Here is a 25711-nt window from a genome sequence, read left to right on the forward strand (position 1 = left end):
CGCGGCGCGGCATCGAGGGCATGTCGTCGGAGGGCGGCAGAGCGCGCGGCCCGGCCCTCGCCATGGCCAGCCTGGTCGTCCTGCTGCTGGCGGCCGTGGTGGCGTCCCTGGCAGCCGGGCGATACACGATCGGGCTTGGCGACCTCTGGATCCTGGCGAGCGGCTGGCTCGGCATCGGCCCCGGCCGGGATGGCCTGGCGGAGCCCGTCTGGCGGGTGGTGGAACTGGTGCGGGCGCCGCGCACGGCGATCGGCGGCTTCGTGGGCGCGGGGCTGGCGCTGGCCGGCGCGGTGCTGCAGGGCGTCTTCCGCAACCCCCTGGTCGACCCGCACGTGATCGGCGTGTCGTCGGGCGCGGCGTTTGGCGGCGTGTTCGCGATCCTGCTGGGCCTGGGTGCTGCGGGGCTCTGGTCGATGGCCTTCGCCTCTGGACTGGCGGCGCTCGGGCTGGTCGTGCTGATGAGCCGCCGGTCGGGCCGCTCCTCGCTGCTGATGCTGGTCCTGTCGGGCGTGGTGGTGGCCGCCCTGTTCTCGGCCCTGGTGTCGCTGGCCACCTATCTCGCCGACCCCAACGACACCCTGCCGGCGATCGTGTTCTGGCTGATGGGATCCTTTGCCAGCGCCACGCCGGAACGCGCCTTCTACATGGTGCCGGTCATCGCGCTGTTCGCCGCTCCGCTCCTGGCGATGCATTTCCGCATCAACGTCCTCTCGCTCGGCGACGAGGAGGCCCAGGCGCTTGGGCTGCGGGTCGAGCCGACCCGGTGGATGGCCCTTGGCTGCGTCACCGGCATCACGGCGGCCAGCGTCGCCAACTCGGGCATCATCGGCTGGGTCGGGCTGGTCATCCCGCACTTCGCCCGGGCGCTGGTCGGCCCCGACCACCGCCTGCTCCTGCCGGCGTCCGCCCTGCTCGGCGCAAGCTTCATGCTGGTGATCGACACGCTGGCCCGCTCGCTGACCGCCGCCGAGATCCCGCTGGGCGTGCTGACCGCGATCATCGGGGCGCCGGTCTTCCTGCTGCTGCTGCATCGCAGCCAGGATGAGGGATGGCAGCGATGATCGAGGCGAGCGACCTCGCGTTCCGCCATGGCGCCGCCGGGCCCTGGCTGTTCGCCGGCCTGTCCTTCTCCCTTCGCCGCGGCCAGACCCTCGTGCTGCTCGGCCGGAACGGGCGCGGGAAGACGACGCTGCTGAAATGCCTGGCGGGTCTGATCCCGCCCTCCGCAGGCACCATCCGGCGCCAGGGCATCGTCGGCTACGTCCCGCAGCACTTCCAGCCGCCCTTCGCCTACTCGGTGCTCGACATGGTGCTGATGGGGCGTGCGCGGCATGTCGGCCTGTTCTCGGCCCCTGGCGCCGAGGACCGCCGACGCGCCCAGGAAGCCCTCGAGCTGATCGGCCTGGCCCCGCTGCAGCGGCGCTCGGTCACCACCCTGTCCGGCGGCGAGCGCCAGCTCGTCCTGATCGCGCGCGCGCTGGCCTCGGAAGCCGACATCCTGCTGCTCGACGAGCCGGCCTCCGCCCTCGACTTCCGCAACCAGGCGGTGATGCTCGCGACGCTGCGCCGGCTCGTCGCCAAGCGCGGGCTCACCATGGTGATGACCACGCACGAGCCGACCCATGCCCTGGAGGTGGCCGACCGCGCGGTGTTCCTGCACGGGGCCGGCCAGGCCGAAGAGGGGCCGGTCGACGCGCTGTGCACGGAGAGCAGGCTCTCGATGCTCTACGGCATCCCGATGCGGCGGCTGGACTACGGCATCGGGGCGCGCCGGTCCTCCAGCATCGTGGCCAGCTACGGATCGGTCGACACGGCCTGAGGCGGAGGCGGGGCGACATGGCTTGCCGTCGGGTCCCAGCGCCCGGCAGATCATCCAGGCCTTCGTCCACCAGAACGCAGAGCCGGCCCGATCACGCGCGGGTTCCGGGCGCAATCCCTTCGGCAAGACGGGCACCGGCGCCGGGGGCGTACCCGGCAGGCGCGCCCCCGCGGATCGGGGCCGGGCGTCAACGTCTCGTTCAGGTCTGGCGGACAAGAGTGGCGGCGGGCCGGGAGAAAGTTCCGGCCGGCTGCCTTGCTTGGAGTGCCGCATGCCGTCTCGCCGACCCAGTGCCTGGTCGTCGCTCCTGCCGCCCCCCTTTCCTTTTGCGCCCGTCTGTCCTCAGATCCGTCCGGCTTTGCGGGCAGGCGGACATGGTGATCGATATCGACGGGACGAGGATCCAGATCAGCTCCTGGCAACGCCCGCCCGGGCCGGGCGTGCCGGCGGTGCTGTGGCTGCACGGGGCGGGCATGGACCGGACGGTGTGGACCCTGGCGGCGCGCGACCCGGGCCTGCGCGGGGTCGCGAGCCTGGCGGTGGATTTGCCTGGCCATGGCGGCTCGGCTGGCGGGGCGCCTAGCACGGTCGAGGACCATGCCGCCTTGGTCGGCCGGCTGCTGGACGGGCTGGGGATCGAGCGGGCGGTGCTGGCCGGGCATTCCATGGGCGGGCTGATCGCGCTGGCGGCCATGGCGGCGATGCCGGAGCGGCTGGACGGGCTGGTGCTGGCCGGGGCCGCCGCGCGGATGCCGGTGAACCCGGCTTTGATCCAGGCGGCGGAGAACGACCTGCCGAAGGCCGCCCGGATGATCGCGACCTATGCGGTGGCCCCGGCCGGCCGGCGGGCCGCCGCCGCCACGCCCGGCGTGCGGCTGGCCGGGAGCGCGGTGGCGATGCTGGAGCGCTCGCGGCCAGGGGTGCTGGCCGCGGACCTGCGCGCCTGCGACCAGGCAGCGCCCGCGACCGGACCCTGCCCCGTGCCGGCCCTGGTGGTGACCGGGGCGCTGGACCGGATGAGCCCGGCCAAGCGCGGCGCCGAGCTGGCGGCGGCGCTGGGCGCCCGGCTGGCGCGCCTGGAGGGGGCCGGCCACATGATGATGCTGGAGCGCCCGGACGCGTTCGCCCAGGCCGTGCTGCCGTTCCTGGCGGAGGTGCGGGCAGGACGCTAAGGCCCTGCCCTTCAGGAAAGGGCGCGGGCGCGCTGGCGCAGCTCGTTCTTCTGGACCTTGCCGGTGGAGGTCTTGGGCAAAGGCCCGAACACGAAGTGACGCGGGACCTTGTAGTGGGCGAGGTTCTGCTTCAGCCAGGCGGTCAGCTCGGCCGGCGGCGGGGCGGCGGCGTCGGGCTTGAGCACCAAAAAGGCGCAGGGCACCTCGCCCCATTTCTCGTCCGGCCTGGCCACCACCGCCGCCTCCATCACCGCCGGGTGGCGGTAGAGGACCTCCTCGACCTCCAGCGAGCTGATGTTCTCGCCGCCGGAGATGATGATGTCCTTGGCGCGGTCCTTGACCTCGGCATAGCCGTCGGGGTGCAGCACGGCGAGGTCGCCGGTATGGTACCAGTCGCCGGCAAACGCTTCCGCGGTGGCCTTGGGGTTCTTCAGGTAGCCGGCCATCACGCTGTGGCCGCGCAGCATGATCTCGCCGATCGTCACGCCGTCGGCCGGGACCGGGCGCATGGTCTGCGGATCGGCCACCTGCATCTCCGGCATGACCGGGGTCCGCACGCCCTGGCGCGCCATCCGCTCGGCGCGCTCCTGAACCGGCAGGTCTTGCCAGCCCGGCTGCGGCAAACAGAAGGTGGCCGGGCCGTACACCTCGGTCAGCCCGTAGGCATGGGTGACCCGAAAGCCCATCGCCTCCATGGACTGGATCACGATCGAGGGCGGGGCGGCGCCGCCGGTCAGCACGTCCACCGGGCGGGCCAGCGCCCGGCGCGCCTCCTTGGGGCTGTGCGAGAGCATGTTCAGGATGATCGGCGCGCCGCACAGGTGGCTGACCTGCTCCTCGGCGATCAGCTGGAAGATTCGGGCGGGCTCGACCCGGCGCAGGCAGACATGGGTGCCGCCCACCGCGGTCACCGCCCAGGTATAGGTCCAGCCGTTGCAGTGGAACATCGGCAGCGTCCACAGGTAGACGCTATCCGGGCGCAGGCCGAACAGGAGGGCGTTGCCCATCGCGTTCAGATGCGCGCCGCGATGGTGGTAGACGACCCCCTTGGGGTTGCCGGTGGTGCCCGAGGTGTAGCAGAGCGAGATCGGCGCCCATTCGTCGGCCGGCAGCACCGGCGGCGCGTCGGGATCGCCCTGGTCGAGTAGTTCCTCGTAGGTGAGCTGGCCGATCGCCTGGCCGGGCTCCTCCGGATCGACCATGTCGACCACCAGGATCGGCCGCTTCAGCCTGGCCAGCGCGTCGCGGATCACCGGGGCGAACGCGGTGTCGGTGATCAGCACCTTGCTTTCGGCATGCTCCAGGATGAAGGCGATGGTGGCGGGGTCCAGCCGGTAGTTCAGGGCGTTGAGCACCGCGCCGGCCATGGGGATGCCGTAATGGGCCTCCAGCATGGCCGGCACGTTCGGCAGCATCACCGAGACGGTGTCGCCCCTGCCCACCCCGGCCCGGCGCAGCGCCGAGGCCAGGCGCCGGCAGCGGGCGCGCAGCTCGCGCCAAGTCCGGCGCTCGCGGCCATAGATGCAGCCGACCCGGTCGCCATAGATGTCGGCGGCCCAGTCCAGGAACACGAGCGGCGTCAGCGCCTGGTGGTTGGCCCGTGCCCGCGGCAGGTCCTGCGCATAGATGGAGGGTGGGTCATCCGCGCTGACCATGGGCTCCGCTCCCTGTTTCGGCCTTTCCTCGTACGCCCGATGCTACGCCGGAGCCGGGTGCGGCGACAGGCCGGATGTGGCGCGCCCATGACGGTTTGGCGCTTCCCCGGCGAGCAGGCCCACCAGCAGCACCGCGAAGGTCGCGTGGTACACGCCGTTCAGCCAGTTCTGCAGCAGGCTCTGGGCGATGGCGTCGCCGGCCAGCACGAGCGCGACCAGCCCTTCCCCGCCGGGCGGCGCTGCCTTGGCCACCGCCATGGCGCGGCCGACCACCGCCCCCAGCAGCACCAGCAGGAACGCCAGCCCCACCGGCCCGGCCTCGACCCAGAGCCGCACCGCCTCGTTGTGCGGCCAGTCCAGGATCGCCTGGCCGTCCAGATGCGGCTTGCCCTCGGCCAGGGCTGAGCGCACCGCACCCAGCCCCAGCCCGAACGGGTGGCCGTCGGCCCGCTCCAGCCAGCTCTGCACCGCCACGGCCCGGCCGGTCGACCATTCCGGCTGGCCGTCCGCGACGAGCCGGCGCCAGAGCGAATCGTCGATTAGGGTGGTGTGCAGGGCCAGGAAGGCGGTGCCCGCGAGCCCGGCCAGGACGAGGCGGCGCGTCCAAGCGGCCCGGCCGGGCGAGGCCGCGACCAGCAGGGCCGCGGTGATCGCCAGGGCCAAGAACGGGGTGCGGGTGGCGGCCAGGAGCAGCATGAGGAGGGCGCCAGCGCCCGCCACCAGCCGGAGGAGGCGGCCGATCGCACCGGTTCGGCGCCAGGTGGCGGCCGCCAGCGCCAGGTGCAGGGTGCAGAACGAGGCATGGATGACCAGCGAGCCGGAGGCGTCGATCCGGGCAATGCCCTCCGCCCCCTTGGCCAGCTCGGCCGGCCCCAGCAGGACAACCGCCAGGGCGGTCGCCAGCACGTAGAGCGCCGTCAGCCGCCAGAGCAGGCGCGGCAGGTCCAAGGGCCCGAGCGCGGCGGCGACCGGGCCAGCGGCGAACAGCGCCAACACCGGCAGGAGCAGCTTGTAGTCCAGCGGGTCGACCGGGCCCTGCAGGTCGATGAGCGCCATGGCGGCGGCCAGCAGCAGCAGCAGGGCGGGCGCGCGCATCGCCGCCGGGCCGATCCTCGGCCGGACCGAAAGGCCCAGCGCCACCAGGGCCAGCACCACCAGCAGGAACACCGGCATCCGCAGCGCGGTGATCCCCAGCCGCGCCGCCTGGTCGGCGCTCAGCATCGCCAGGGCCGCCAGCAGCACCAGCAGGCACGAGGCGAGGCGGCGGGTGGAAGGAGCGCTCGGCATGGCGGTTTGTGAATATAGTCAGGCTCGACTTTAAATCAACCATTGATAGAAATAGCGGCATGGACCAGACGCCGCCGATCCGCCCCAAGCGCAAGCCCTTCCCGCTCCCGACGGGCCCGCTCTGGCTCGACCGGCTGCAGCAGAGCTGCCTGGTGATCCTCCTGGTGAACTGGGTGTTCCAGGGGATGCGCGGCATGCAGCGCAAGGAACTCGGCTTCCGGCTGGGCTTCGGCGCCGCCATCGCCGCGCTTTGCGGCGGGCTGGCCGCAGGGGCGGGCCTGCCACCCTTGGCGGCGCTGGCGGTGGGGGTTTTTTCCGGGCACAGCGTCAACTTCCTGGCGAACGGGCAGTTCTGGGTGTGCGCCCGCTACTGCCGCCGCTACCGGGGCAGTGCCGCGCGGATCGCGGCAGCCAGCGTGGCGCTGGCCAGCGAGCTGGCCGCCCTGCCCTGGCTGGACGAGGTCGCCTTCATCGGCTCACGCGCCCGCGGCGGCGAGCCGTCGGACCGCTCCGACATCGACCTGCGCCTGGTGTTCCCGCCGGGCGTTCGGGGGTGGTGGCGCACCAACCTGCTGCTGCTGCGCCTGCGCAGCCGGGCCCTTGTCCAGGGCCTGCCCCTGGACCTGTACGCCTACGACGCGCCGGACGCGCTGTTGCGCTTCGACCAGGACGAGCCCCTGCTGCTGGCGAAGGACAGCCATGGCCGGCTGCGCCGGATGTTCGCCCGGCGCGCGGTCGACCTGGAGGCGCGCCCGGCCGCGCAGCGGCGGCCGGCATGACCGTGGAGACCAGGCGCACCTGCTTCGCCTACTCGCCGGGCGGCCACCTGGCGGAACTGCTGCGCGCCACGGACGGCATCCGGTTCACCGACCTCTACCACGTCACCTTCCGGTCCGGCCGGGATATCGGCCTGGCCGGCCAGCGCGTCCACCATGTCTGCCACCCGCGCCGCTCGGTGGCCCGCACCCTCGTGAACGCCGTGCAGTCGGCGATCGTGCTGCTGCGCGAGCGGCCGGAACTGATCGTCTCCACCGGGGCCGACGTGGCGGTGGCGACCCTGCTGCTCGGCCGGCTGTTCGGCGCGCGGCTGGTGTTCGTGGAGACCGGCGGCACGCTGGCGCCGTCCTTGACCGGGCGGCTGGTCTATCCGTTCTGCGACCTGTTCGTGGTGCCCTGGCCGGAGAAGCTGGACGCCTTCCCGGATGCGGTGCTGGCGAGCGGGCCGCTTCTCTAGCGGCGGGAGGCCGGCAATGCTGGTGGCGGCGGTGGGCACCTTCCTGCACGGGTTCGACGAGCTGGTGCTGGCGGCCGAGCGCAGCTGCGCCTGCCTGGACCTGCCGGGCTTCGCCCAGATCGGCCATGGCCGGGCGACGCCCCAGGCGATCGGCTGGCAGCGCTTCCTGCCGCAGGCGGATCTTTCCGCGCGGTTCCGGGCGGCGCGGGTGGTGGTCTGCCATGCCGGGATGGGCATCGTCGGCGAGGCGATGCGCGCGGGCGCGCCGATCGTGCTGTTCCCGCGCAAGGGCGCCACCCGGGCCGGCCATCCGGCCAACGACCAGACCGCGTTCGCGCGCCGGATCGCCCTGCGGCACGGGCTCGGGCTGTGCGAGGACGGCGCCCTGCTGCCGGCGATCCTGGCCCGGGTCCTGCGCGGCCCGGCCCGGCGCGACTACGAGCTTGCCAGCGACGTGCCCGCGATCCTGGCCGACTGGCTGAGCCGGCCGGGGCACAGGCGGTAGACCCGCTCGCCCTGGAAGCGGCCGCGCACGGCGTGGTCGCCCAGGTCCTCCATCGCCGCCTCGGCCTGGGCGGCATGCACCGTGGTGCCGGTGGCCAGCACCACCACCCCGCCGGCAGGGCCGTGCTCGCGGCAAAGCTCGACCAGCCGGGCGGCCACGTTCACCGCATCGCCCACGATCGTGTAGTTCAGGCGCTCAGGGGTGCCGATGTCGCCGACCAGGACCTGGCCGGTATGCAGGCCGATCCGCAGGCCCAGGCCGAACCGGGTGCGCATCGGGTCGTCCCGGTAGGCCTCCTGCATGGCGGCGGCGGCGCGCAGCGCCCTGGCGGCATGATCGGCCTGGCGCTCGGGCGCGCCCCAGAACGCCATCACCGCGTCCCCTAAGAACTTGTCGACCGTGCCGCCCTCGGCGACCACGCAGGCGGTCAGCCGGGCAAAATGCTCGTTCAGCAGGCGGGCGGTCTCCCCGGCCGGCCGGTGCTCGGCCATCGAGGAGAAGCCGGTCAGGTCGGTGAACATCACGGTCAGCTCGCGCTGCTCGGAGAGCGGCTCGCTGTCGTGGCCGGCTTCCAGCAGGCGGCGGACCAGCTGGCGCGGCACGTAGGTGGCGAACGCGCCGGTCACCCGCAGCATCGCGGTGAACGCCTGCGCCAGGTCGTCCAGCTCGCGCACCCGGGAGCGTTCCGGAGTGTCCACCTGCTCCAGCTCGAAGCGCGCCACGGCGTTGGCCTGGCCGGCCAGGTCGCGGATGGTGGCGGCCAGCCGGCGCGCCAGCAGGGCGGCGATCGCGGCGGCGGCGGCCACGATCGACAGGCCGACCAGGGCGATGGTCTGGAACCGCTCCGGCCCGACCCCGACATCGTCCAGGTTGACATAGGCGCCGACCCAGAGCGGCTCCGGCGCGAAGCCGCGCAGGTCGCGGAACAGATAGAGCAGCGGGCGGCCGCCGACCTCGCGGATGATCAGCGGCGCCTCGTCCGACCCGTCCGGCCCGTCCGACCCGCCCGGCTGGGTGGCGGCGAACGAGCCCAGGCCGGACCCGGCGACCAGGGCCTGCAGGGCCGGATCGTCCATCTCGGCCAGGCGCGGCAGGTTGACCGGGGCCGGGCCGTCGAAGCTCGGATGGGCCAGCACCCGGTTGCCGTCGTAGAGGATGAAGGCGGAGCGGATCGGCGGCAGCGCCAGGTCGCGCATGAAGCGGGACAGCCGGTCGGAGCGCAGCATCACCACCACCAGCCCGAGATCGTCGCCCTTGCCGCGCACCGGCACCCGGTAGTTCAGGTAGGCCAGGCGCGGGTCGGTGTCGGCGGCGAACGGCGCGCCCCAGCTGCCGGCGCCGATCTGCAGCGCCTCGTCGACCGCCTGGCGCGCCTCTTCGTTGCCGGACAGGTCCAGGATCGCGACCTCGGCCGGGCGGTCGGCTTCGCGGGCGACCTGGATCCCGGTCAGGTCCGGGCGGAGATAGACCACGGTCGAGACCTGCGGGGCGGCGGCGAGCGACGCCACCAGCGTGCCGGTGATCTCGCTGGCGCCGGCGCGCCCGGCCAGCTCGCGGGCAACCAGGCGGGAGATGTAGTCGCCCTGGGCCTTGGCCGCCTGCAGATGGTCGCGGGTCCGCTCGGCCAGGGCATCCACCACCAGCCGGGTGCCCTGGCGCAGCGGCTCGACCGCCGCCTCGCGGGCGCTGAGCAGGGCGAACACCACCAGGATCACCGTGACCAGGGCGACGAAGCCCACCGACCCGCCGATCAGCAGGCCGCCCAGCCCCAGGGTGAAGCGCGGCCGCTTCCTGTCTTCCAGCTTCCTCACGGGCGGGATTGTGGCGGCTCGTGGACCAGGGCGGAAGGGTTCAGCGGCTGAAGCGGCCGACCGGATCGCGCAGCCTGGCCGGATGCTGGACCGGATGGGCCCGGTCGGCGGCCAGATGGGTCAGCGAGATCTCGGTGCCGTCCGGCCACAAGACGGTGACCCGGTCGACCCGGCGCTCGCGGCCGAGACCGAAATGGGCGACCGGCTCGCCCTGGGACAGGTAGCCGGCCCCGGTGTCGATCATCCGGACCTGGCGCCGCCCGCCGGCCTCCAGCGTGACCCGGGCGCCCCGCGCCGGGGCGCCGGCCGCGGTCACCGGGGCGATCCGGATCCAGTGGTGGCCGGGGTCCTTCGCCAGCTTGAACCAGCCGAGGCGCCCGGTGCCGCCCTCGCCATAGCTGGTCACCAGCTCCAGCCGGCCATCCCCGTCCAGGTCGGCGGCGACGCAGGCCAGGCCGGCCTCGGACGGCTCCAGCGCGTCGCCCGGGTCCAGCGAGCGCCAGTTGCCCTCGCGCCAGCCGAACAGCCGGTTCGGCTCGCCCTGGTGGTGCAGGAAGATCTCCTGGAAGCCGTCATTGTCGAAATCGGCGACCACCACGCCGCGCACCGCCGAGGGCTCGGCGAACAAAGGCGGGGCGATGTCGGCCCAGTCCTGGCCGGCGCCGCGCACCATCATCCGGTGCGGCCCGTCGATTCCGGCCAGCAGCAGGTCGAGCCTGCCGTCATGGTCCAGGTCGACCGGCAGCGCGGCGCGCGAGCCGGGCTCGGCGCACAGCCCGGTGCTGGCGCCGATCTCGGCATAGGTCCGCTCCGGCCCCGCCCGGAAGAACAGGTCCGGGCCGACGCCGCAGGCCACGAACAGGCCGGTCTCCTCGCCGTCCAGGGTGGCGATCGCGAAGCCGTTGCCGCCGACCATCTCGTCCAGATGCACCGCGGCTGCCGAATCCACCAGGCGGCCATGGCTGGCGTCCAGCTCGAACAGCCGCACCGGCCCGCCATAGGCGGCGACCAGGAAGCCGTACTTGCCGCCGCCCTTGCGATCGAAGGCCACCACGCTGCGCGCGGCGATCCGGTTGAGCAGCGGCTCGACATAGGGATCGTCGAACCGGTCCAGCCAGCCGGCACCCAGCCGGGTGAGCAGGCGGTCCTGGGCGCGCTTGGGCCCGGCGGCGACCTCGGAGTTCTGCAGGTAGATCTCCTCGCGCCCGTCCCGGTCGACATCGGCGCCGGCCACGGCGAGCGTCGCGGAGCCGGAATCGGCCAGCACCGGGTCGGCCTCGTCGCGCAGCCGGCCCGAGCGCAGCCGGTAGAGCCGGTTCGGGCCGTTCATGCCGGCGACCAGCAGGGCCAGGCCGGAACGCGGGTCGGCCTGGACCACCGCCAGCCCGCCCTGGGCCTCGTTCCGGGAAGGACTGACCAAGCAGCGGCAATCACGAAACATGCACCGGCACCTCGATCGTCCAGTCCCCTCCTCGATAATACAAAGTAGGCTTCTGGGGAAGCACCTTCCCAGGCACCCGCGGAAATACTCTAAGCTTGCATCGTCTTCACCATGCCGTGCTCAACCGGCCAGGTAATCGTGCCATTTTCGCAAGACGGTTGAATGTTTTCTTCGAACGTGGCGCGCCCGGCACTTGCCCGGCGCGCGCAGGGGCGGCCATCGACGAATCACGCAGCTATCCTGTATTGTCAGAACGCGGTAACGCTCGGGCAACCATGCTTCCATCCCGCCCGGCGCTTTGCGAGGAGCCGCGACATGTCCGTCCTGCAGCGACACCACGTGACGACCGCCGGCTCCGGCACCCGGTCCATGATGTTCTCCCACGGCTTCGGCTGCGACCAGAACATGTGGCGGCTGGTGGCTCCCGCCTTCGCCGACCGGTTCCGGGTGGTGCTGTTCGACCATGTCGGCGCCGGGCGCTCGGACCTGTCGGCGTTCGACCCGGCCAAGTACGGCTCGCTGCAGGGCTATGCCGACGACGTGGTCGAGATCGGCCGCGCCCTGGACATCCGCGGCGGGGTGTTCGTCGGCCATTCGGTCAGCGCCATGATCGGGGTGCTGGCGGCCAAGGCGGCGCCCGAGATGTTCGACGAGCTGGTGCTGGTCTGCCCGTCGCCGCGCTACATGGACGACGGCGACTATCGCGGCGGGTTCAGCGAGGCCCAGCTCCACGAGCTGCTGGAGTTCCTCGATTCCAACCATATGGGCTGGTCGGCGGCGATGGCGCCGGCGATCATGGGCAACCCGGACCGGCCGGAGCTGACCGAGGAGCTGACCAACAGCTTCTGCCGCACCGACCCGGACATCGCCCGGCATTTCGCCCGCACCACCTTCCTGTCGGACAACCGCGCCGACCTGGCCGGGGTGCCGGCCCGCTGCCTGGTGCTGCAGTGCGCCGACGACGTCATCGCCGGCGAGCAGGTCGGCCGCTACGTCCACGAGAACCTGCCGCGCAGCGAGATGGTGCTGATGCAGGCCACCGGCCATTGTCCGAACCTGAGTGCCCCGGACGAGACGATCGCCGCGATGAAGGCATTTCTCTGAGAGGATCCCATGCCGTGCGCAGCAGCCACGACGCGCACGACCCCGCGGACGACGAAGACCTGGAGGACCTGTTCGAGAGCGCGCCCTGCGGCTACCTGTCGGCACGGGCGGACGGGCGGATCATCAAGGTCAACCGGACCTTCGTCGACTGGACCGGCCATCCCCACGACCAGCTGGTCGGCCGTCGCTTCATTGACCTGCTGACCCTGCCGGGCAGGATCTTCTACGAGACCCATTTCGCGCCGCTGCTGCGCATGCAGGGCTTCTTCCACGAGGTGGCGCTGGACCTGGAATGCCAGGGCCGCGGCCGGCTGCCCTGCCTGGTGAACGCGGTCGAGCGGCGCGGCCCGGACGGCGAACTGCGCTTCGTGCGGATCACCGTGTTCCGGGCCGAGGACCGGCGCAGCTACGAGCAGGAGCTGCTGGCCGCGAGGGAAGCCGCGCGCCAGGCCAGCGACGAGCTGCGCGACCTGAACGCGGTCCTGGAGACCCGGATCGCCCAGGCGGTCGAGGAACGGCTCAGCGCCGAGGAAGCCCTGCGCCACGCCCAGAAGCTGGAGACGATCGGCCAGCTGACCGGCGGCGTCGCCCATGACTTCAACAACCTGCTGACCGTGATCATCGGCGGGCTGGACATGATCGAGCGGCAGGCCGGCCTGCTGGAGGACGGCCCGGCGGTGGCGCGGATCCGCCGTTCGGCCGACATGGCGATGCAGGGCGCCAAGCGCGCCGCGATCCTCACCGCCCGGCTCCTGGCCTTCGCGCGCCGGCAGCCCCTGGCGCCCAAGCCTTTGGACGTCAACCGGCTGGTCATCGGCCTGGCCGACCTCCTGCAGCGCACGATGGGCGACGCGATCGCACTGGAGACCGTGTCGGCGGCGGGGCTCTGGCAGACCCTGGCCGACCCGAACGAGCTGGAGAACGCCCTGGTCAACCTCGCGGTCAACGCGCGCGACGCGATGCCCGAAGGCGGCCGGCTCACCATCGAGACCGGCAACGCCTCGCTGGACGAAGCCTATGTCCAGGCGATGGGCGAGCCGGTCCCGCCCGGCCAGTACGTGCTGCTGGCCGTGTCCGACACCGGCTGCGGCATGGACAAGGCCACCCTGGACCATGTGTTCGAGCCGTTCTTCACCACCAAGGAGGCCGGCCGGGGCACCGGGCTGGGCCTGAGCCAGGTCTACGGCTTCGTGCGCCAGAGCGGCGGCCATGTCCGGATCTACAGCGAGCCCGGCCAGGGCACCACGGTGAAGGCCTACCTGCCCCGGCTGCTCGGCGCCGCCGCGCCGGACGAGCGGCCGGCCGCCGCGCCTCTTGGCGGCCTGCGCGGCGGGCGGGAGACGGTGCTGGTGGTGGAGGACCATGCCGATCTGCGGGCCTATGGCGTCCAGGTGCTGCAGGAGCTGGGCTACCGGGTCCTGGAGGCGGGCGACGGGCCGGCCGCGCTGGAGCTGCTGGCGGCCCATCCCGAGATCGACCTCTTGTTCACCGACGTGGTGCTGCCGGGCGGGATGAACGGCCGGCAGCTCGCCGATGCGGCCAGGCAGACCCGGCCCTTGCTCAAGGTGCTGTTCACCACCGGCTACACCCGCAACGCCATCGTCCATCACGGCCGGCTGGACCCGGGCGTCAACCTGCTGGGCAAGCCGTTCACCCAGATGGAGCTGGCGGCCAAGATCCGCGGCGCGCTGGACGGCTGAGGACGGCCGGCCGCAGCCCCTGGGCCCGGTCCCGGAGGGCTCAGGCCGCGGCGGCGCGCACCGGCGCGGGGCGGGCCGGCCGGGCGTCGCCCGACGGGGAGCTGGCCGGCGGGGAGCTGGCCGGCTGGCGGACCGTGGCGGCGGCCGGCTCCGGCAGCGCCAGGATCCGCTGCGCCAGCGCGTGGCGGACCAGGGCATAGAGGAACAGCAGCATGCCCAGGCCCTCCAGCCCTTCCTCCAGGTTGGCCATCATCTGGTAGGTCATGGTGTAGGTGCCGTGCTGCTCGGCATGGCGCGAGCCCAGCATCTCCATGCCCAGGGCGCCGCCGACATAGGCGGCGCCGGACAGCACGAACAGCAGCATGGTCGGGCGGGGCAGCGAGCGGAGCAGCGGGATGAAGGCCAGCCCGGCCGCGATGCAGATCAGCAGGCCGGGGATCACCCAGGCGAAATGGAAGATCCCGCCGGTCTCCACGTACTGCCCGAGCAGGCTGCCCAGCCGCTCGTGGAAAGCCATCGCCTCGTCCATCGACAGCAGCACGAAGCCGAACGACAGCAGGCCCCAGGACCAGAAGCGGCCGGGCGCGCGCAGGGCGATCACGAACAGCAGCACCGCGTTCAGGAAGATCAGCGAGGACGACACCCAGGTGTAGAAGCTGCGCTCGCTGTTGACCTCGAGGAGCCAGCGCGTCCCGGCCTGCCACTGCTCGGGCGTGAGCACGCCGCCATGGGTGGCGTAGAGAAGCAGGTCCTGCAGGACGCTCAGCAGCAGCAGCGCCGCGAGGGCGGCAGCGACGGGAGCGACGACCAGGCCGGCCGGGCCGAGGCGGGCGCTCATCGTCATGTCTTGACCAGCCTGGTCGTGGCGAGGGTGCGGGCGGCTGGATCAGCCTGTTCCCGGACCCCTCGGGCACTCGCGGGAATGTCCTCCCAAGAACAGCAGATAACCCTAGGGCAGATTTCCCTGGACGAAACGGATGGGCTCCAAATCATGTTCATGACCATCACCAGCGTCCCATGATCCACACCGACAGTACCGTTAGAGCGGCGACTTGTCGGCACCTTGCGCCGAAGGGCCGTCATGGAGCCGTAGCCGAACGGTCATCTTATTGCAATCTACCCAGCCCGGTTGTCGATCCTTTCGCTGCACCCTGGTAGGACGTCCGGCGCCTCAGGGCGCCGGGCGCCAGCCGAACATCTCCGAGACCCGGCCGCCAGCGGCCAGGATGGCGTCGGACAGCACGAACAGAAGGACCGGCACGAGCAGCAGGACCAGCAGCATGGCGCCCTTGGGCAGTGCACGGACCAGGGGAAGGCAGATCAGCCCCAGCCCCAGGCAGACCAGCAGGCCGGGAATTCCCCAGGCGTCATGGAAGCTGCGGCCGGCTTGCGCGGCGCGCCTGGCCAGCTCGTCCAGCTGCTGCTGCAAGGCCATGGCCCGGCCGGCCGGAATGAGGACGAGCAGCGATGCCAGGAGGGTGCCGGAGCAGACGGCGGCCCTGTCTGCCTGGCTGCTCATCCGGCGACCGGCGCCAGCGCGCCGGCGGGCATGGCGGCGCGGCTTCCGGACGATCCGGGGTAGCCAGCCGCGGCCGGAAGCAGGGTGCGATCGATCCGAACAGGCTTCATGACATCACCGGCAGTCCGCGCCGTACAACCAGCAAGCCGGGCTGCCGGTTCCGCGCGCTGCCGCCAAGATGCCCGGGCGCGCGCCTTCTAGCTGCGCGCGCCGCCCTCTTGCTTGCGGCGCGCCACGAACGCCGCCAGTTCCTCGGCGATGGCCGGGTCGAGCGGCGGGGGCTCGAAGGAATCCAGGATCTGGCCGACCAGCTTCTCGCAGCGGTCGTAGGCGGTGGGCTCGCCGGCCTCGGCCCATTGCTTGGAGTTGCGCCAGTCCGAGACGATCGGCGGGTAGAAGGCGGTCTCGTAGCGGGCGAGCGTGTGGGCGCTGCCGAAGAAATGGCCGCCGGGCCCCACCTCTCGGATTGCGTCCAGGCCGATCGCGTCGTCGTCGACCACCACCGGGGCCACGGTCTCGGCCATCATCTGGATCAGCTCGGCGTCCAGAACCATCTTCTCGAAGCTGGCGACCAGGCCGCCCTCCAGCCAGCCGGCGGCGTGCATCACGATGTTGGCGTGGCCCATCACGGCCGCCTGCAGCGACATCATCGATTCGTAGGCTGCCTGGGCGTCCACCGTGTTGGCGGCGTTGGCGTTGGACGAGCGGTAGGGCAGGCCGTAGCGGCGGGCGAGCTGGCCGCCGGCGAGCGTCGCCTTGACGTATTCGGGCGTGCCGAAGGCGGGTGCCCCGGACTTCATGTCGACATTGCTGGTGAAGCCGCCATAGGCGCAGGGCGCCCCGGCCTTCACCATCTGCGAGAACGCGATCCCGGCCAGCGCCTCGGCGTTCTGCAGGGTCAGCGCGCCGGCGATGGTGGCGGGCGCCATGGCGCCGGCCAGGGTGAAGGGGGTCAGCACCATGAGCTGGCCGGCCCTGGCCATCGCCATGATCCCCTCCAGCATCGGCCCGTCCAGGCGCAAAGGCGAGTTGGAGTTGACGATGGTGAACAAGGACGGCTCGCGCTGCAGCTGCTCCATGCTGATCCCGCGGGCGATCCTGGCGATCTCGATCCCGTCGGTGATCCGGGTGTGGCCCAGCGAATAGGCGTGGAAGGTCTTGTCGGTCAGGGTGACGAAGGCCGCCAGGCAGTCCAGGTGGCGGGTCTCGGGCGGCAGGTCGACCGGCTCCACCGGGTAGCCGCCCATGATGTGGATGCAGTTCAGGCTCTGCCCGAGCTTGAGGAAGTTGGTGTAGTCCTGGAAGTTGCCGGGCCGCCTGCCCCCGGCGCGGTCATGGCTGTTCGGGGTGGAGCCGACCGTGGCGAAGTTGACCACGTCGCCGCCGATGACGAGGTCGTGGGCGGGGTTGCGGGCGTGCAGGGTGAAGCGGCCGGGCGCCTTGGCGACCATCTCCAGGACCAGGCCGCGGTCGAGGCGGACCTGGGGGGAGCCGGGCGTCACCTCGGCACCGGCCGCGGCCAGGATCTCCAGGGCCTGCGGGTGGAGGAACTCGATGCCGATCTCCTCCAGGATGCGCAGGGAGCTGTCGTGGATCTTCTCGACCTGGTCGGCGGAGAGCGGCTCGGTCGGCGGCAGGTGGTTGACCACCTGGCGCCAGGGCCGCTGGCCGATCCCGCTGTCCGCCACCCGCCGCACCCGACGCCGACCCGCCTCGCGCATCCTGACCCTCGTCCACCCAATGACCGGCCCGGACGGCCGCAGCAGGACGCTAGATCAGCAGCGCCGGAACGTGCATGCCCCACATCGCCAGGGGCCTGTTTGGGAGCGACAGAAAGCGGCGGCCGCGCCACAGGGGGAGACGAGCGTGGCGGGATCAGCCCAGCAGGCGGCGCATGGCATACATGGCGAGCGCGATGGCCAACAGGGAGACCAGCAGCGAGCCGGCCATGTAGAGCAGCGCCAGCTCGACCCGTCCGCGCTCCCACAGGGCCACCGCGTCCAGCGAGAAGGTGCTGAAGGTGGTGAAGCCGCCCAGCACCCCGGTGGTCAGGAACAGGCGCAGCTCCTGGGACAGATGCCAGCGCAGGGCGGCGCCCTCCACGATCACCCCCATCAGCGCGCTGCCCAGGACGTTCACGACGAGCGTGCCGAACGGAAAGCCCATGCCGAACAGGCGCAGGGCGCCAATGTTGACCAGGTGGCGGCCGGCAGCGCCCAGGCCGCCGCCCAGGAACACCAGCAGCAGGATATGGGGGCTCATCGACCGGCCATGCCTCTCACGGAAGGTCGTCGTCCCGCTCGCGCTCGTGCGCGCCGTCGTCGAAGCCGCGGGCACGGCTGACATAGATCAGCACCATGAACAGGATGGTGAGCAGCAAGGCCAGGCTGCCGCCGGCGATCAGCGCCATCTGGCCGTGCCAGTCGATCACGGTGCCCTCCAGCTGGTGCCAGAGCCCCCAGGAGCCCCAGGCGACGAAGCCCAGCAGCGCCAGGAGCAGGACGATCACCGACCATGCCGGCATCTCAGCTTCCCAGCATCGGCAGGTCCAGCCCCTGCTCGCGGGCGCAGTCGATGGCGATGTCGTAGCCGGCATCGGCGTGGCGCATCACGCCCGTCGCCGGGTCGTTGGTCAGGACCCGCTCCAGGCGCCGGGCGGCCTCGGGCGTGCCGTCGGCGACCACCACCATGCCGGCATGCTGGGAGAAGCCGATCCCGACCCCGCCGCCATGGTGCAGGCTGACCCAGGTGGCGCCGGACGCGGTGTTGAGCAAGGCGTTGAGCAGCGGCCAGTCGGCCACCGTGTCCGAGCCGTCCTGCATCGCCTCGGTCTCGCGGTTGGGCGAGGCGACCGAGCCGGAATCCAGATGGTCGCGGCCGATCACGATCGGCGCCTTGACCTCGCCATTCGCCACCATCTCGTTCAGCGCCAGGCCGATCTTCGCCCGCTGGCCCAGGCCCAGCCAGCAGATCCGAGCGGGCAGGCCCTGGAAGGCGATCCGCTCCCTGGCCATGTCCAGCCAGTGGTGCAGATGCGGGTCGTCGGGGATCAGCTCCTTGACCCGGCGGTCGGTGGCGAAGATGTCCTCCGGGTCGCCGGAAAGCGCCGCCCAGCGGAACGGGCCGATGCCCTTGCAGAACAAGGGCCGGATATAGGCCGGCACGAAGCCTGGGAAGGCGAAGGCGTTCTCGACCCCGGATTCCAGGGCGAACTGGCGGATGTTGTTGCCGTAGTCCAGGGTCGGCACGCCGGCCGAATGGAAGGCCAGCATGGCGCGGACATGGCGGGCCATGGTCTCGCGGGCGGCTTCCTCTACCCCGGCCGGGTCGCTCTTCTGCCGCTCCTCCCAGTCCTCCACGGTCCAGCCGGCCGGCAGGTAGCCGTGCACCGGGTCGTGGGCGGAGGTCTGGTCGGTGACGATGTCCGGCAGGATGCCGCGATGGGCCAGTTCCTCGAACACGGTGGCGGCGTTGCCGAGCAGGCCGATCGAGACCGGGCTGCCGTCCTTGTTGGCCTGCTCGATCCGCTCCAGGGCGTCGTCCAGGTCGGTCGCCATCAGGTCGAGATAGCGGCTCTGGATGCGCCGCTCGATCCGGGACGGGCGGCATTCCACCGCCAGCATCGAGGCGCCGGCCATGGTGGCGGCCAGCGGCTGGGCACCGCCCATGCCGCCCAGCCCCCCGGTCAGGATCCACTTGCCCTTCAGGTTGCCGTCGTAATGGCGGCGGCCGCACTCCACGAAGGTCTCGTAGGTGCCCTGCACGATCCCCTGGGTGCCGATATAGATCCAGGACCCGGCGGTCATCTGGCCGTACATCATCAGGCCGAGCTTATCGAGCTCGTGGAAATGCTCCCAGGTGGCCCAGCGGCCGACCAGGTTGGAGTTGGCGATCAGGACGCGCGGGGCGTCCTCGTGGGTGCGGAACACGCCGACCGGCTTGCCGGACTGGACCAGCAGGGTCTGGTCGGCTTCCAGGCGCTTGAGGGTCGCGACGATCGTGTCGAAGCAGCGCCAGTCGCGGGCGGCCCGGCCGATCCCGCCATAGACCACCAGCTCTTCCGGGTTCTCGGCGACCTCGGGGTCGAGATTGTTCATCAGCATGCGCATCGCCGCCTCCGCCTGCCAGTTCCGGCAGGTGAGCTCAGCGCCGCGGGGGGCGCTGATCCGACGGGCATTGTCCCGGCGCGACTCGGTCATGACACTTGCTCCTTGGTCGGGCGGCCCACCGGAAGCTAGGACGAAGCGCTGCCGACGGCCAGGGGAGTACGAGGCATGTCCGAGCGCGTGGCGTTGACCGAGTTCCTGGGAGACCTCCTGCCGGCGCAGGGACGGATCCTGGAGGTGGGCTGCGGCCAAGGGGAGCTGGTGGCCTGGATGCGGCAGGCCGGGCGGGACGCGCTGGGGGTCGACCCGCAGGCAGTGGACGGCACGGCCACGATCCGGGGCGTGGCCCAGGACCTGCCGGTCGAGGCCGGATCGGCCGGGGCCGTGCTGATGGTCAACAGCCTGCACCATGTGCCGGTCGGCGCGATGGACCGGGCGCTGGGCGAGGCGGCCCGCGCGCTCGTTCCTGGCGGGCGGCTGATCGTGGTGGAGCCTTTGGCCGAGGGCGACTGGTTCGAGATGCTGCGGCCGGCGGACGACGAGACCAGCGTCCGGGCCGCCGCCCAGGCGGCGCTGGAGCGCGCCTGGGTGATCGGGCTGGCGCCGGGCCAGGCCCGCCGGTTCTCGGTGGAGCGGCGGGCGCGGGACAGCCGGGAGGTGCTGGCGGCCCTGCTGGCGGCCGATCCGTCGCGCGCCGGGGCCATCCAGGCGGCAAGGCCCACGGTGGCGGCGCGCTTTGCCCGGGGCGGCCGGCCAATCGAGGGTGGTGGCCGGGCGTTCCTGCAGCCGATGGCTCTGGCGGTCCTGGACCTGCCGGCCAGGCCCCGGCTGGTGCGCTTCGCCCATGGCGAGGCCGAGATCGAGGCCGCCCTGGAGGTCCGCCGCCGGGTGTTCTGCGAGGAACAGGGCGTGTCCCTGGAGGGCGAGATCGACGGCCTGGACGGCGGGTGCGACCATCTGGTGGCGGTGATCGGCGGCGAGGTGGTGGGGACCGCCCGGATCCGCGCCTATGGCGAGGATGGCGCTGTCGGCAAGATCGAGCGGGTGGCGCTCCTGAAGGAGGCCCGCGGCCTGGGCCTGGGCGAGCGGCTGGCGCGCCTGGCGACCCAGGTCCTGGAGGCGCGCGGCCATCGCGCGATGCTCCTGAACGCGCAGACCAGCGCCACCGGGCTGTACGAGCGGCTGGGCTACCGGGCGGAGGGGGAGCTGTTCGACGACGAGGGAATCCCGCATGTCGCGATGTGGCGGCGCCTGGCCGAGGGCTGAGGCCCGGCTGCCCTGGCGGGCACTCGGACTGCGAGCATCCGGGCAGTATTGTTTCCAGCAATTGTCACGACTTCGTGACCGTACGTGAGAAAACCGGTATTCATAAATAAGAACCGTGATAAATTCCAAGTTGTGCAAGACGCACACCTGTATCCGGAAAGACCAACTGCTCCTCATTCCGTAGGAGTCGCTGATGACGTCGACATAGCGTCATCAGTATCCGATGCCGGCCGGCAAGTCCTCACCCTCTCGCCATGTCTCGACCAACGAGCCAGGGAGACTGCAGCCATGTATCCAACCATCCCGAAGATCCGCATCGCCGCCCTCGCGGTCGCCGCGTTCATGGTGGCCCCGGTCGGGGAGGCCATGTCCAGAGACTACAAGGTCTGCTACCGGGCGACCGGTCTCGGCACCACCCGGATCGTGCTCAACGTCGCCAAGCACTCCGACCTCCCCACCTGGCGGGCCGGACAGCAGAGCGTCTACGAAGCCGACGGCAAGCATACCCTCTACCGGAGCAAGAACCGCTCGGTGATGGCGACGGTGGACGGCTCCATCGTCACCTCGCGCGGCGGCGGCGGCCAGGTCGCCGGCTCGCACTTCGGCGGCATCTCGCTGTTCGTCCGGGGCGGCCGCGGCTTCGGTCCCAAAGGCGGCCCGTCGCATCCGATCTACTGGGAATGCACCTCGCCCAGGAACAGCCCGGTCCCGCCGGTCTGGTACTGCACGATCAAGTCGGATTCCTACAAGCGCAACCTCGGGGTCACGCTGATCAAGCTGCGCCGGCCGGACCGGCATTGCGACATCTTCCAGGACACCCGCTGACCACCCCGGACCGGCGGCCGCGCTGACGGCACCGGCAGCACGAGCACGGGCGAACGGCCAGGCACCGCTCGCCCGTCCACGCGTGCACAGCCTTGCCTTGCGCTTTCCTTCAGTGGTCCGGGCGGACCAGGAAGACGTGGCGGCCATGCTCGTCGCCCGGCCGAAGCCCGGCCAGGCGCACGGCATAGCGGCCGTGCAGCCGGGCGACCACGGCGGCGGCGGCTCTGGGCGTCAGGGCCGGGCGGGTCAGCCAGAGGGCGTGGTGGGCGCGCTCCACGGCGAAGCGCTCCTGCAAGAGCGCATGCGGGTCGGCGCAGGCGCCGGCCAGCCACTCGTCCGGCCGGGCGCCGAACTCCTTGATGTAGCTCAGACAGTCGAACTGGATCTGGCTGACGCTGTAGGCGCGCTGCATGGGCGGTCACATCACCGCGTTGAAGCGCGGCTGGCTGGCATAGGCGCTGTCCGGGCGGGGGCCGCCGGCCTGCTTAGGCGCATCCCGGAGATGGCGGTCCAGCCAGGCCCGCGCGCCCTCCGGCATCGGCGCCGTGGCGGCATCGGCCTGGATCCGCTCGCCGATCCGGGTCCGCCAGGAGGCGACCGCCGCCTCATCCGGCGGCTGCGGCCCGAACGCCGTCAGCCGGCAGAGCGTGCGGCCAGGCGCCAGCGGCTGCAGCACCACGGCGCAGGCGGCGGGGCCGTTTTCCAGCAGGACCAGGTTCGGCAGGTGCCAGACCCCCTCCCCCGCCAGGGCCGAGGCGGCGGCCTGCCAGGGGGCGTCGACCTCCAGCCAGATCGTTGCGGCCGCATGCTTCGGCAGCGGCGGGAGGAGCGGAGGCGCGCCGGGGCCAGGCATGATCGCCACGAACAGGAGGCCCGCCCGCTCGCAAAGCGGCAGGACCGGCAGCCGCTCGGGACGCATGCCCAGATACTGGTACATCTCGGGCACCGTCTCGCCGCCCTCGGCCGCCGGGATCGCCTGGCGGTCGCGGCTGTAGCCGCAGGAGGTGAAGCCGCAGCGGGTCTTCGTCCCGGTCTGGCACTGCATCGGGATGAAATGGCAGCCGCCATGCTGGGCCTTGTTCAGCCGCGCGGTCAGCCCGCCGCCTGCCAGGCGCTGCACATGGATGCCGTGCACGCCGATCGTGTAGGGCAGCAGGTCGCCTGTGGCGGGGATATCGGCCGAACTGCCCACGCAGACCCAGGCGCGCGGCCACAGGCGCTCGTCCTCCAGCCGCAGGAGCGCCGGGCTGGACGGCCCGGTCACGGCAGCGCCGCGTTCGGATCATAGTCGGCCCGGCCGCGCGGCTTCACCGATTCGGCCGGCGGCGGCGGCAGCGGGCCGTCGGCCATGAAGCGGTCCAGGACGTTCCTGGTCAGCCGGGAGATGTTGTTGTCGCCCTCGTTCCAGGGCAGCGCGCCGCAATAGGCGATCGAGCTGAACGCGAAGCAGGCGCCGCCGTTGGGGGTCTCGTGGTAGGCGAGATCGGCGCGCACGCGGGGGTGCTGGGTCCCGTCGATGCCGGGCTGGCTGCTGCCGTAATACTCGCCGACCAGGAGATAAGCCTCGGTGTGGCGGCCGGCCGAGGTGGCGACGGTCAGCGTGTGCGGCGGCGAGCCCAGCATGGTGTCCACGATGTCGACTTCCAGCCCGGCGGCCCCGCCGCCGCAAAGCCCGAAATTGCCGAGCTTCTCGTCCGCGCCGATGCCCTCGAACGCCCAGGAGATCCGCGGGTTATGGCTGTCGGGGGTGCGGGTGTAGTAGGTGCCGATGTCAAAACCCTGGGCGGCCATGCCGGCGCCGGCCACGGCGTGCAGCATCCGGCCGCGGAAGCGCCACATGCCGCCAAGCTCGCCGGTGCTCTGGTGGTAGTATTCGCCGGGATCGGCGAACCAGGGGCGGATGCCGCTCTCGCAGCGGCGAAGCTCGGTGATGACCCCCCTGCCCAGCCCGTCATAGGCCGGGTGGTAGGTCTGCACCCAGTACCAGCCGTCGCCGCCCAGATACATCAGCCGCCCGCCCTGCTGCGTGTAGTTGTGCAGGGCGTCGATCTGCGGGCCGCTGTTGTGCTCTGGATGCGAGCCGGTCAGCACCACGTTGTAGCGCTGAAGGCGGGCCAGGCCCTCGTAGGTGACGTCCTCGTCGGTGAACACCTCGTAGTCGTAGCCCATCCTGTCGAGCCAGTAGATCAAATGCAGGTCGGCATTGTACTGCCAGGGCGCCTGGGCCACGAACGTGTCGTATTTCGGGCGCATGTTGAGGATCGGGCGCAGGCGCGAGGAGAAGCTGACGCCGCTGCCGTCGGTGTGCACGTCGTATTGCGAGCTGCCGTACTCGCGGTGCTCGGCCAGATACATGTTCTGGTCCTGCATGATCGGCACGCGATACATCAGGAGCTCGGCCCCGGCCCCGTTGGTCGCCATGTGCTCGTTGGCGTAGGCGAGATAGCTGATGGTCGGGATCATCACCCCGATCTTCGGCCCGGGCGCACCCAGCTTCGCCACCACCCAGAACGGCAGATAGTCCTCGTCGCCCTCCTCGGTGGTGAGCTTGACGGCATAGGAGCGGCTTTTGGTGCCCTCCGGCACGGTCCAGGCGAAGTCCTCGATCCAGCGCGCGTCGTCCACGTCGTCGTCGTGGAAATGGATCGCGCCGTACTCGTCCCTGGCGTGCTTCCAGTCGAAATTCTCGCCGCGCCAGTTGTGCCCGGTCATGGCGCGGGTCGGGCAGTTCACCAACGTCGCGTGCAACAGGTAGGGGCCGCGGTCGTGGCCGACCAGCGTGTCGATGCCCTGGCCGAAATCCCAGGAGGCCACCAGGCACCTGGCCAGGGCGTTGGTCGGGCCGGCATGGGTGCGCTCGGTCAGGCCGGGGTTGGCGCCAGCCTTCATCATCTCGATCTCGAGCCGGGACAGCGCCCGGTTGCATAAGCGCGGCGCGTCGATCTTGCCGTTGTAGCTGCCGGCGATCCGGAAGCCCGAGGGGTGCTGGCGGTCGCCGGGTGCGGGGGCTTCCGGGTATCCCGCCAGGACGAACGGCACGGCGGCATGGGGGAGACCCGGCTGCAGCTCGGCCTCGACGGGACCCGGCTGCGGGTCCAGGGCATAGACCACCTGCGGCTCGTGATGGAGCACGGCCCGGCCAGTGGCGGCGTCGAAGCTGGCAGCCACGAAATGCCAGGCGCGGTCGCGCAGCGGCATCGGCGCCCTCACCACCTGCGCGCCGACCCGCAGTTCCAGATGGCCGTCCGTGCCGATGAACAGGCCATAGCCCTTGTTCTGGCTCCACTGGCCGAGGATCGCCTGGACCCCGTGCTTCCAGTAGCGCTCGTGGGTTTTGGGTGCGGTCGGCCAGATCCAGCATTGCAGGGTGAAGCTCTCGACCAGGAGCGACGGGCCGGCCGGGACGAAGCCGTAGGAGCCGCTGAAGATCACCTGGGGCCGGCCGGGATAGGTCCCCTCGATGTCGCTCGGCACCGGCCGCTCGATGAAGCCCGGGCCGCGCGGGTTGGTGTCGCCGTTGACCAGCTCGACGATCTCGGCGCGGTACTGCCTGGGGCCGTCGCAGTTGACGTAGAAGCGGATCGGCTCGCCCGGGTGGACGCTGAACTTGTCGGCGTAGCCGGTCAGGCGCATCGCTGGCATCGTCGGGTTCTCCGCGCGACGGCGGCGTGGCGTCGCGTCTGTGTGCTGGGTCGGATCGGGCTCAGGCGGGCAGACGGAGGCAAGCGCTCAGGTCCAGTTGTGGGCGCCGCGCTTCCAGCCCTCGTGGAAATGCTCGGGCATCCCGTCGGTCTCGGGCAGCTCGTCCAGGCGCATCAGGAAGATCGCGTGCTGGATCTCGTTCTCGTCGTGGAACACCCGCTCGTCCACGAAGGCGGGCGGAACGCCGCGCAGGCCGGACAGGCGCGCGATCCGCCATTCCTGGTCGGGTTTCGTGCAGACCACCACCAGCTTGCCGGCGGGCGGCTGGGCGCGCATCCGGAACAGGACCTGGCGCAGCAGCGGGTCCTCGGCGATCCCGCCCGAGACCTCGGTGGTGTCGCCCGGCACCGCGCATTCCAGAATGGCGCAGCCGGCGACGCCCTTCATGGAATCGATGCAGCGCCGGTGCGCCTCGATCAGGCGCTGGCGCTCGGGCGTACCGGGTCGGGGGATCGGGATCATCGCGACGCCTTCCTGCGGGGCAAAGACGGGCCTGCCGGCCAAGGGCGGCCGGGCGCGTGGGGCAGGAAAGCCCGCCCCGCACCGAGCCTCGGTGATTAATCGT

General features: G+C 71.6%; 24 protein-coding genes. 10 read left to right on the forward strand and 14 right to left on the reverse strand.

The window, feature by feature from the left end; all coding sequences use genetic code 11:
* Positions 1 to 20: 20 nt before the first annotated feature.
* The 3 genes from GEMRO_RS0125735 to GEMRO_RS0125745 all read left to right on the forward strand — a co-directional run bounded on the left by GEMRO_RS0125735 (position 21) and on the right by GEMRO_RS0125745 (position 2991).
* A complete protein-coding gene (locus tag GEMRO_RS0125735) occupies positions 21 to 1061 on the forward strand; it encodes a FecCD family ABC transporter permease (RefSeq protein WP_084507866.1) in 1041 nt (346 codons plus the stop codon).
* The gene (locus tag GEMRO_RS0125740) at positions 1049 to 1819 is read left to right on the forward strand and encodes an ABC transporter ATP-binding protein (protein ID WP_027136304.1); all 771 of its coding nucleotides are present in this window, start codon (positions 1049 to 1051) and stop codon (positions 1817 to 1819) included. Before GEMRO_RS0125735 ends, GEMRO_RS0125740 begins: the two co-directional genes overlap by 13 nt.
* 374 nt (positions 1820 to 2193) lie before the next feature.
* Entirely contained in the window at positions 2194 to 2991 is a 798-nt protein-coding gene (locus GEMRO_RS0125745) for an alpha/beta fold hydrolase (RefSeq protein ID WP_027136305.1), read from the forward strand.
* An 11-nt stretch (positions 2992 to 3002) separates the two neighbouring features.
* Here GEMRO_RS0125745 and GEMRO_RS0125750 read toward each other — a convergent pair whose 3' ends face one another.
* A complete protein-coding gene (locus GEMRO_RS0125750) occupies positions 3003 to 4646 on the reverse strand; it encodes an acyl-CoA synthetase (protein WP_035486032.1) in 1644 nt (547 codons plus the stop codon).
* Between the two features lie 42 nt (positions 4647 to 4688).
* A complete protein-coding gene (locus GEMRO_RS35775) occupies positions 4689 to 5933 on the reverse strand; it encodes an O-antigen ligase family protein (RefSeq protein WP_027136307.1) in 1245 nt (414 codons plus the stop codon).
* Between the two features lie 59 nt (positions 5934 to 5992).
* On the opposite strand from GEMRO_RS35775, the gene GEMRO_RS0125760 reads away from it, so the two are divergent.
* From GEMRO_RS0125760 to GEMRO_RS33090, 3 genes are read left to right on the forward strand one after another with little or no spacing between them, the layout of a single operon-like run.
* The gene (locus tag GEMRO_RS0125760) at positions 5993 to 6712 is read left to right on the forward strand and encodes a hypothetical protein (RefSeq protein ID WP_027136308.1); all 720 of its coding nucleotides are present in this window, start codon (positions 5993 to 5995) and stop codon (positions 6710 to 6712) included.
* Complete coding sequence (locus GEMRO_RS33085; protein WP_051329487.1) at positions 6709 to 7167, forward strand: glycosyltransferase family protein; 459 nt, start codon at positions 6709 to 6711, stop codon at positions 7165 to 7167. Before GEMRO_RS0125760 ends, GEMRO_RS33085 begins: the two co-directional genes overlap by 4 nt.
* 16 nt (positions 7168 to 7183) lie before the next feature.
* A complete protein-coding gene (locus GEMRO_RS33090; RefSeq protein ID WP_051329488.1) occupies positions 7184 to 7672 on the forward strand; it encodes a glycosyltransferase in 489 nt (162 codons plus the stop codon).
* Here the strand turns inward: GEMRO_RS33090 and GEMRO_RS33095 are convergent.
* Together GEMRO_RS33095 and GEMRO_RS31965 are read right to left on the reverse strand one after the other, a co-directional pair.
* The gene (locus tag GEMRO_RS33095; protein ID WP_051329489.1) at positions 7603 to 9483 is read right to left on the reverse strand and encodes an adenylate/guanylate cyclase domain-containing protein; all 1881 of its coding nucleotides are present in this window, start codon (positions 9481 to 9483) and stop codon (positions 7603 to 7605) included. The genes GEMRO_RS33090 and GEMRO_RS33095 overlap by 70 nt on opposite strands.
* 40 nt (positions 9484 to 9523) lie before the next feature.
* Positions 9524 to 10903 (reverse strand): CRTAC1 family protein, encoded by a 1380-nt coding sequence (locus tag GEMRO_RS31965; RefSeq protein ID WP_051329490.1) that lies wholly within the window; start codon positions 10901 to 10903, stop codon positions 9524 to 9526.
* Between the two features lie 336 nt (positions 10904 to 11239).
* On the opposite strand from GEMRO_RS31965, the gene GEMRO_RS0125785 reads away from it, so the two are divergent.
* Positions 11240 to 12028, forward strand: coding sequence for an alpha/beta fold hydrolase (locus GEMRO_RS0125785; RefSeq protein WP_027136309.1), 789 nt, complete (start codon positions 11240 to 11242; stop codon positions 12026 to 12028).
* Positions 12029 to 12042: 14 nt separating this feature from the next.
* Positions 12043 to 13728, forward strand: a complete 1686-nt coding sequence (locus tag GEMRO_RS0125790) for a PAS domain-containing hybrid sensor histidine kinase/response regulator (protein ID WP_035486033.1) — start codon at positions 12043 to 12045, stop codon at positions 13726 to 13728.
* A 40-nt stretch (positions 13729 to 13768) separates the two neighbouring features.
* Here GEMRO_RS0125790 and GEMRO_RS0125795 read toward each other — a convergent pair whose 3' ends face one another.
* From GEMRO_RS0125795 to hutU, 6 genes are all read right to left on the reverse strand, one after another.
* Positions 13769 to 14566: a hypothetical protein gene (locus GEMRO_RS0125795; protein ID WP_157505751.1), complete on the reverse strand. Its 798-nt coding sequence runs from the start codon at positions 14564 to 14566 to the stop codon at positions 13769 to 13771.
* Between the two features lie 333 nt (positions 14567 to 14899).
* Positions 14900 to 15247: a hypothetical protein gene (locus tag GEMRO_RS0125805; protein WP_027136312.1), complete on the reverse strand. Its 348-nt coding sequence runs from the start codon at positions 15245 to 15247 to the stop codon at positions 14900 to 14902.
* A gap of 197 nt (positions 15248 to 15444) precedes the next feature.
* The gene (locus GEMRO_RS0125810; protein WP_051329491.1) at positions 15445 to 16968 is read right to left on the reverse strand and encodes a trimethylamine methyltransferase family protein; all 1524 of its coding nucleotides are present in this window, start codon (positions 16966 to 16968) and stop codon (positions 15445 to 15447) included.
* Positions 16969 to 17122: 154 nt separating this feature from the next.
* Positions 17123 to 17509 carry a fluoride efflux transporter CrcB gene (gene crcB, locus GEMRO_RS0125815; protein ID WP_027136314.1) on the reverse strand — a complete coding sequence of 129 codons (387 nt, stop codon included), beginning with the start codon at positions 17507 to 17509 and terminating at the stop codon, positions 17123 to 17125.
* Positions 17510 to 17525: 16 nt separating this feature from the next.
* Entirely contained in the window at positions 17526 to 17771 is a 246-nt protein-coding gene (locus GEMRO_RS0125820; protein WP_027136315.1) for a hypothetical protein, read from the reverse strand.
* Position 17772: 1 nt separating this feature from the next.
* Positions 17773 to 19446 (reverse strand): urocanate hydratase, encoded by a 1674-nt coding sequence (gene hutU / locus GEMRO_RS0125825; RefSeq protein ID WP_027136316.1) that lies wholly within the window; start codon positions 19444 to 19446, stop codon positions 17773 to 17775.
* Between the two features lie 75 nt (positions 19447 to 19521).
* Between hutU and GEMRO_RS33100 the strand changes: the two genes are divergently transcribed.
* Both GEMRO_RS33100 and GEMRO_RS0125840 read left to right on the forward strand, forming a co-directional pair.
* Positions 19522 to 20619, forward strand: coding sequence for a GNAT family N-acetyltransferase (locus GEMRO_RS33100; RefSeq protein ID WP_051329492.1), 1098 nt, complete (start codon positions 19522 to 19524; stop codon positions 20617 to 20619).
* Positions 20620 to 20907: 288 nt separating this feature from the next.
* Complete coding sequence (locus GEMRO_RS0125840) at positions 20908 to 21444, forward strand: hypothetical protein (RefSeq protein WP_027136317.1); 537 nt, start codon at positions 20908 to 20910, stop codon at positions 21442 to 21444.
* 109 nt (positions 21445 to 21553) lie between these two features.
* On the opposite strand, the gene GEMRO_RS31975 is transcribed toward GEMRO_RS0125840, so the two are convergent.
* The 4 genes from GEMRO_RS31975 to GEMRO_RS0125860 form a co-directional block, all read right to left on the reverse strand.
* The gene (locus tag GEMRO_RS31975; protein WP_035486036.1) at positions 21554 to 21856 is read right to left on the reverse strand and encodes a hypothetical protein; all 303 of its coding nucleotides are present in this window, start codon (positions 21854 to 21856) and stop codon (positions 21554 to 21556) included.
* Positions 21857 to 21862: 6 nt separating this feature from the next.
* Positions 21863 to 22708, reverse strand: coding sequence for an aromatic ring-hydroxylating oxygenase subunit alpha (locus GEMRO_RS31980; protein WP_051329493.1), 846 nt, complete (start codon positions 22706 to 22708; stop codon positions 21863 to 21865).
* Entirely contained in the window at positions 22705 to 25086 is a 2382-nt protein-coding gene (locus GEMRO_RS0125855) for a N,N-dimethylformamidase beta subunit family domain-containing protein (RefSeq protein WP_027136318.1), read from the reverse strand. Before GEMRO_RS0125855 ends, GEMRO_RS31980 begins: the two co-directional genes overlap by 4 nt.
* An 87-nt stretch (positions 25087 to 25173) precedes the next feature.
* Positions 25174 to 25608, reverse strand: coding sequence for a hypothetical protein (locus tag GEMRO_RS0125860; RefSeq protein WP_027136319.1), 435 nt, complete (start codon positions 25606 to 25608; stop codon positions 25174 to 25176).
* Positions 25609 to 25711 lie beyond the last annotated feature (103 nt).

Origin of the sequence: Geminicoccus roseus DSM 18922 (assembly GCF_000427665.1) — a bacterium.
In the GTDB taxonomy this organism is placed as follows: domain Bacteria; phylum Pseudomonadota; class Alphaproteobacteria; order Geminicoccales; family Geminicoccaceae; genus Geminicoccus; species Geminicoccus roseus.

Bases quoted from the DNA above. Each gene is read 5' to 3' on its own strand.
- GEMRO_RS0125735 (WP_084507866.1), top strand. From the start codon at position 21: ATGTCGTCGGAGGGCGGCAGAGCGCGCGGCCCGGCCCTCGCCATGGCC.
- GEMRO_RS0125740 (WP_027136304.1), top strand. From the start codon at position 1,049: ATGGCAGCGATGATCGAGGCGAGCGACCTCGCGTTCCGCCATGGCGCC.
- GEMRO_RS0125745 (WP_027136305.1), top strand. From the start codon at position 2,194: ATGGTGATCGATATCGACGGGACGAGGATCCAGATCAGCTCCTGGCAA.
- GEMRO_RS0125750 (WP_035486032.1), bottom strand. From the start codon at position 4,646: ATGGTCAGCGCGGATGACCCACCCTCCATCTATGCGCAGGACCTGCCG.
- GEMRO_RS35775 (WP_027136307.1), bottom strand. From the start codon at position 5,933: ATGCCGAGCGCTCCTTCCACCCGCCGCCTCGCCTCGTGCCTGCTGGTG.
- GEMRO_RS0125760 (WP_027136308.1), top strand. From the start codon at position 5,993: ATGGACCAGACGCCGCCGATCCGCCCCAAGCGCAAGCCCTTCCCGCTC.
- GEMRO_RS33085 (WP_051329487.1), top strand. From the start codon at position 6,709: ATGACCGTGGAGACCAGGCGCACCTGCTTCGCCTACTCGCCGGGCGGC.
- GEMRO_RS33090 (WP_051329488.1), top strand. From the start codon at position 7,184: ATGCTGGTGGCGGCGGTGGGCACCTTCCTGCACGGGTTCGACGAGCTG.
- GEMRO_RS0125785 (WP_027136309.1), top strand. From the start codon at position 11,240: ATGTCCGTCCTGCAGCGACACCACGTGACGACCGCCGGCTCCGGCACC.
- GEMRO_RS0125795 (WP_157505751.1), bottom strand. From the start codon at position 14,566: ATGAGCGCCCGCCTCGGCCCGGCCGGCCTGGTCGTCGCTCCCGTCGCT.
- GEMRO_RS0125805 (WP_027136312.1), bottom strand. From the start codon at position 15,247: ATGAGCAGCCAGGCAGACAGGGCCGCCGTCTGCTCCGGCACCCTCCTG.
- GEMRO_RS0125810 (WP_051329491.1), bottom strand. From the start codon at position 16,968: ATGCGCGAGGCGGGTCGGCGTCGGGTGCGGCGGGTGGCGGACAGCGGG.
- crcB (WP_027136314.1), bottom strand. From the start codon at position 17,509: ATGAGCCCCCATATCCTGCTGCTGGTGTTCCTGGGCGGCGGCCTGGGC.
- GEMRO_RS0125820 (WP_027136315.1), bottom strand. From the start codon at position 17,771: ATGCCGGCATGGTCGGTGATCGTCCTGCTCCTGGCGCTGCTGGGCTTC.
- hutU (WP_027136316.1), bottom strand. From the start codon at position 19,446: ATGACCGAGTCGCGCCGGGACAATGCCCGTCGGATCAGCGCCCCCCGC.
- GEMRO_RS33100 (WP_051329492.1), top strand. From the start codon at position 19,522: ATGTCCGAGCGCGTGGCGTTGACCGAGTTCCTGGGAGACCTCCTGCCG.
- GEMRO_RS0125840 (WP_027136317.1), top strand. From the start codon at position 20,908: ATGTATCCAACCATCCCGAAGATCCGCATCGCCGCCCTCGCGGTCGCC.
- GEMRO_RS31975 (WP_035486036.1), bottom strand. From the start codon at position 21,856: ATGCAGCGCGCCTACAGCGTCAGCCAGATCCAGTTCGACTGTCTGAGC.
- GEMRO_RS0125855 (WP_027136318.1), bottom strand. From the start codon at position 25,086: ATGCCAGCGATGCGCCTGACCGGCTACGCCGACAAGTTCAGCGTCCAC.
- GEMRO_RS0125860 (WP_027136319.1), bottom strand. From the start codon at position 25,608: ATGATCCCGATCCCCCGACCCGGTACGCCCGAGCGCCAGCGCCTGATC.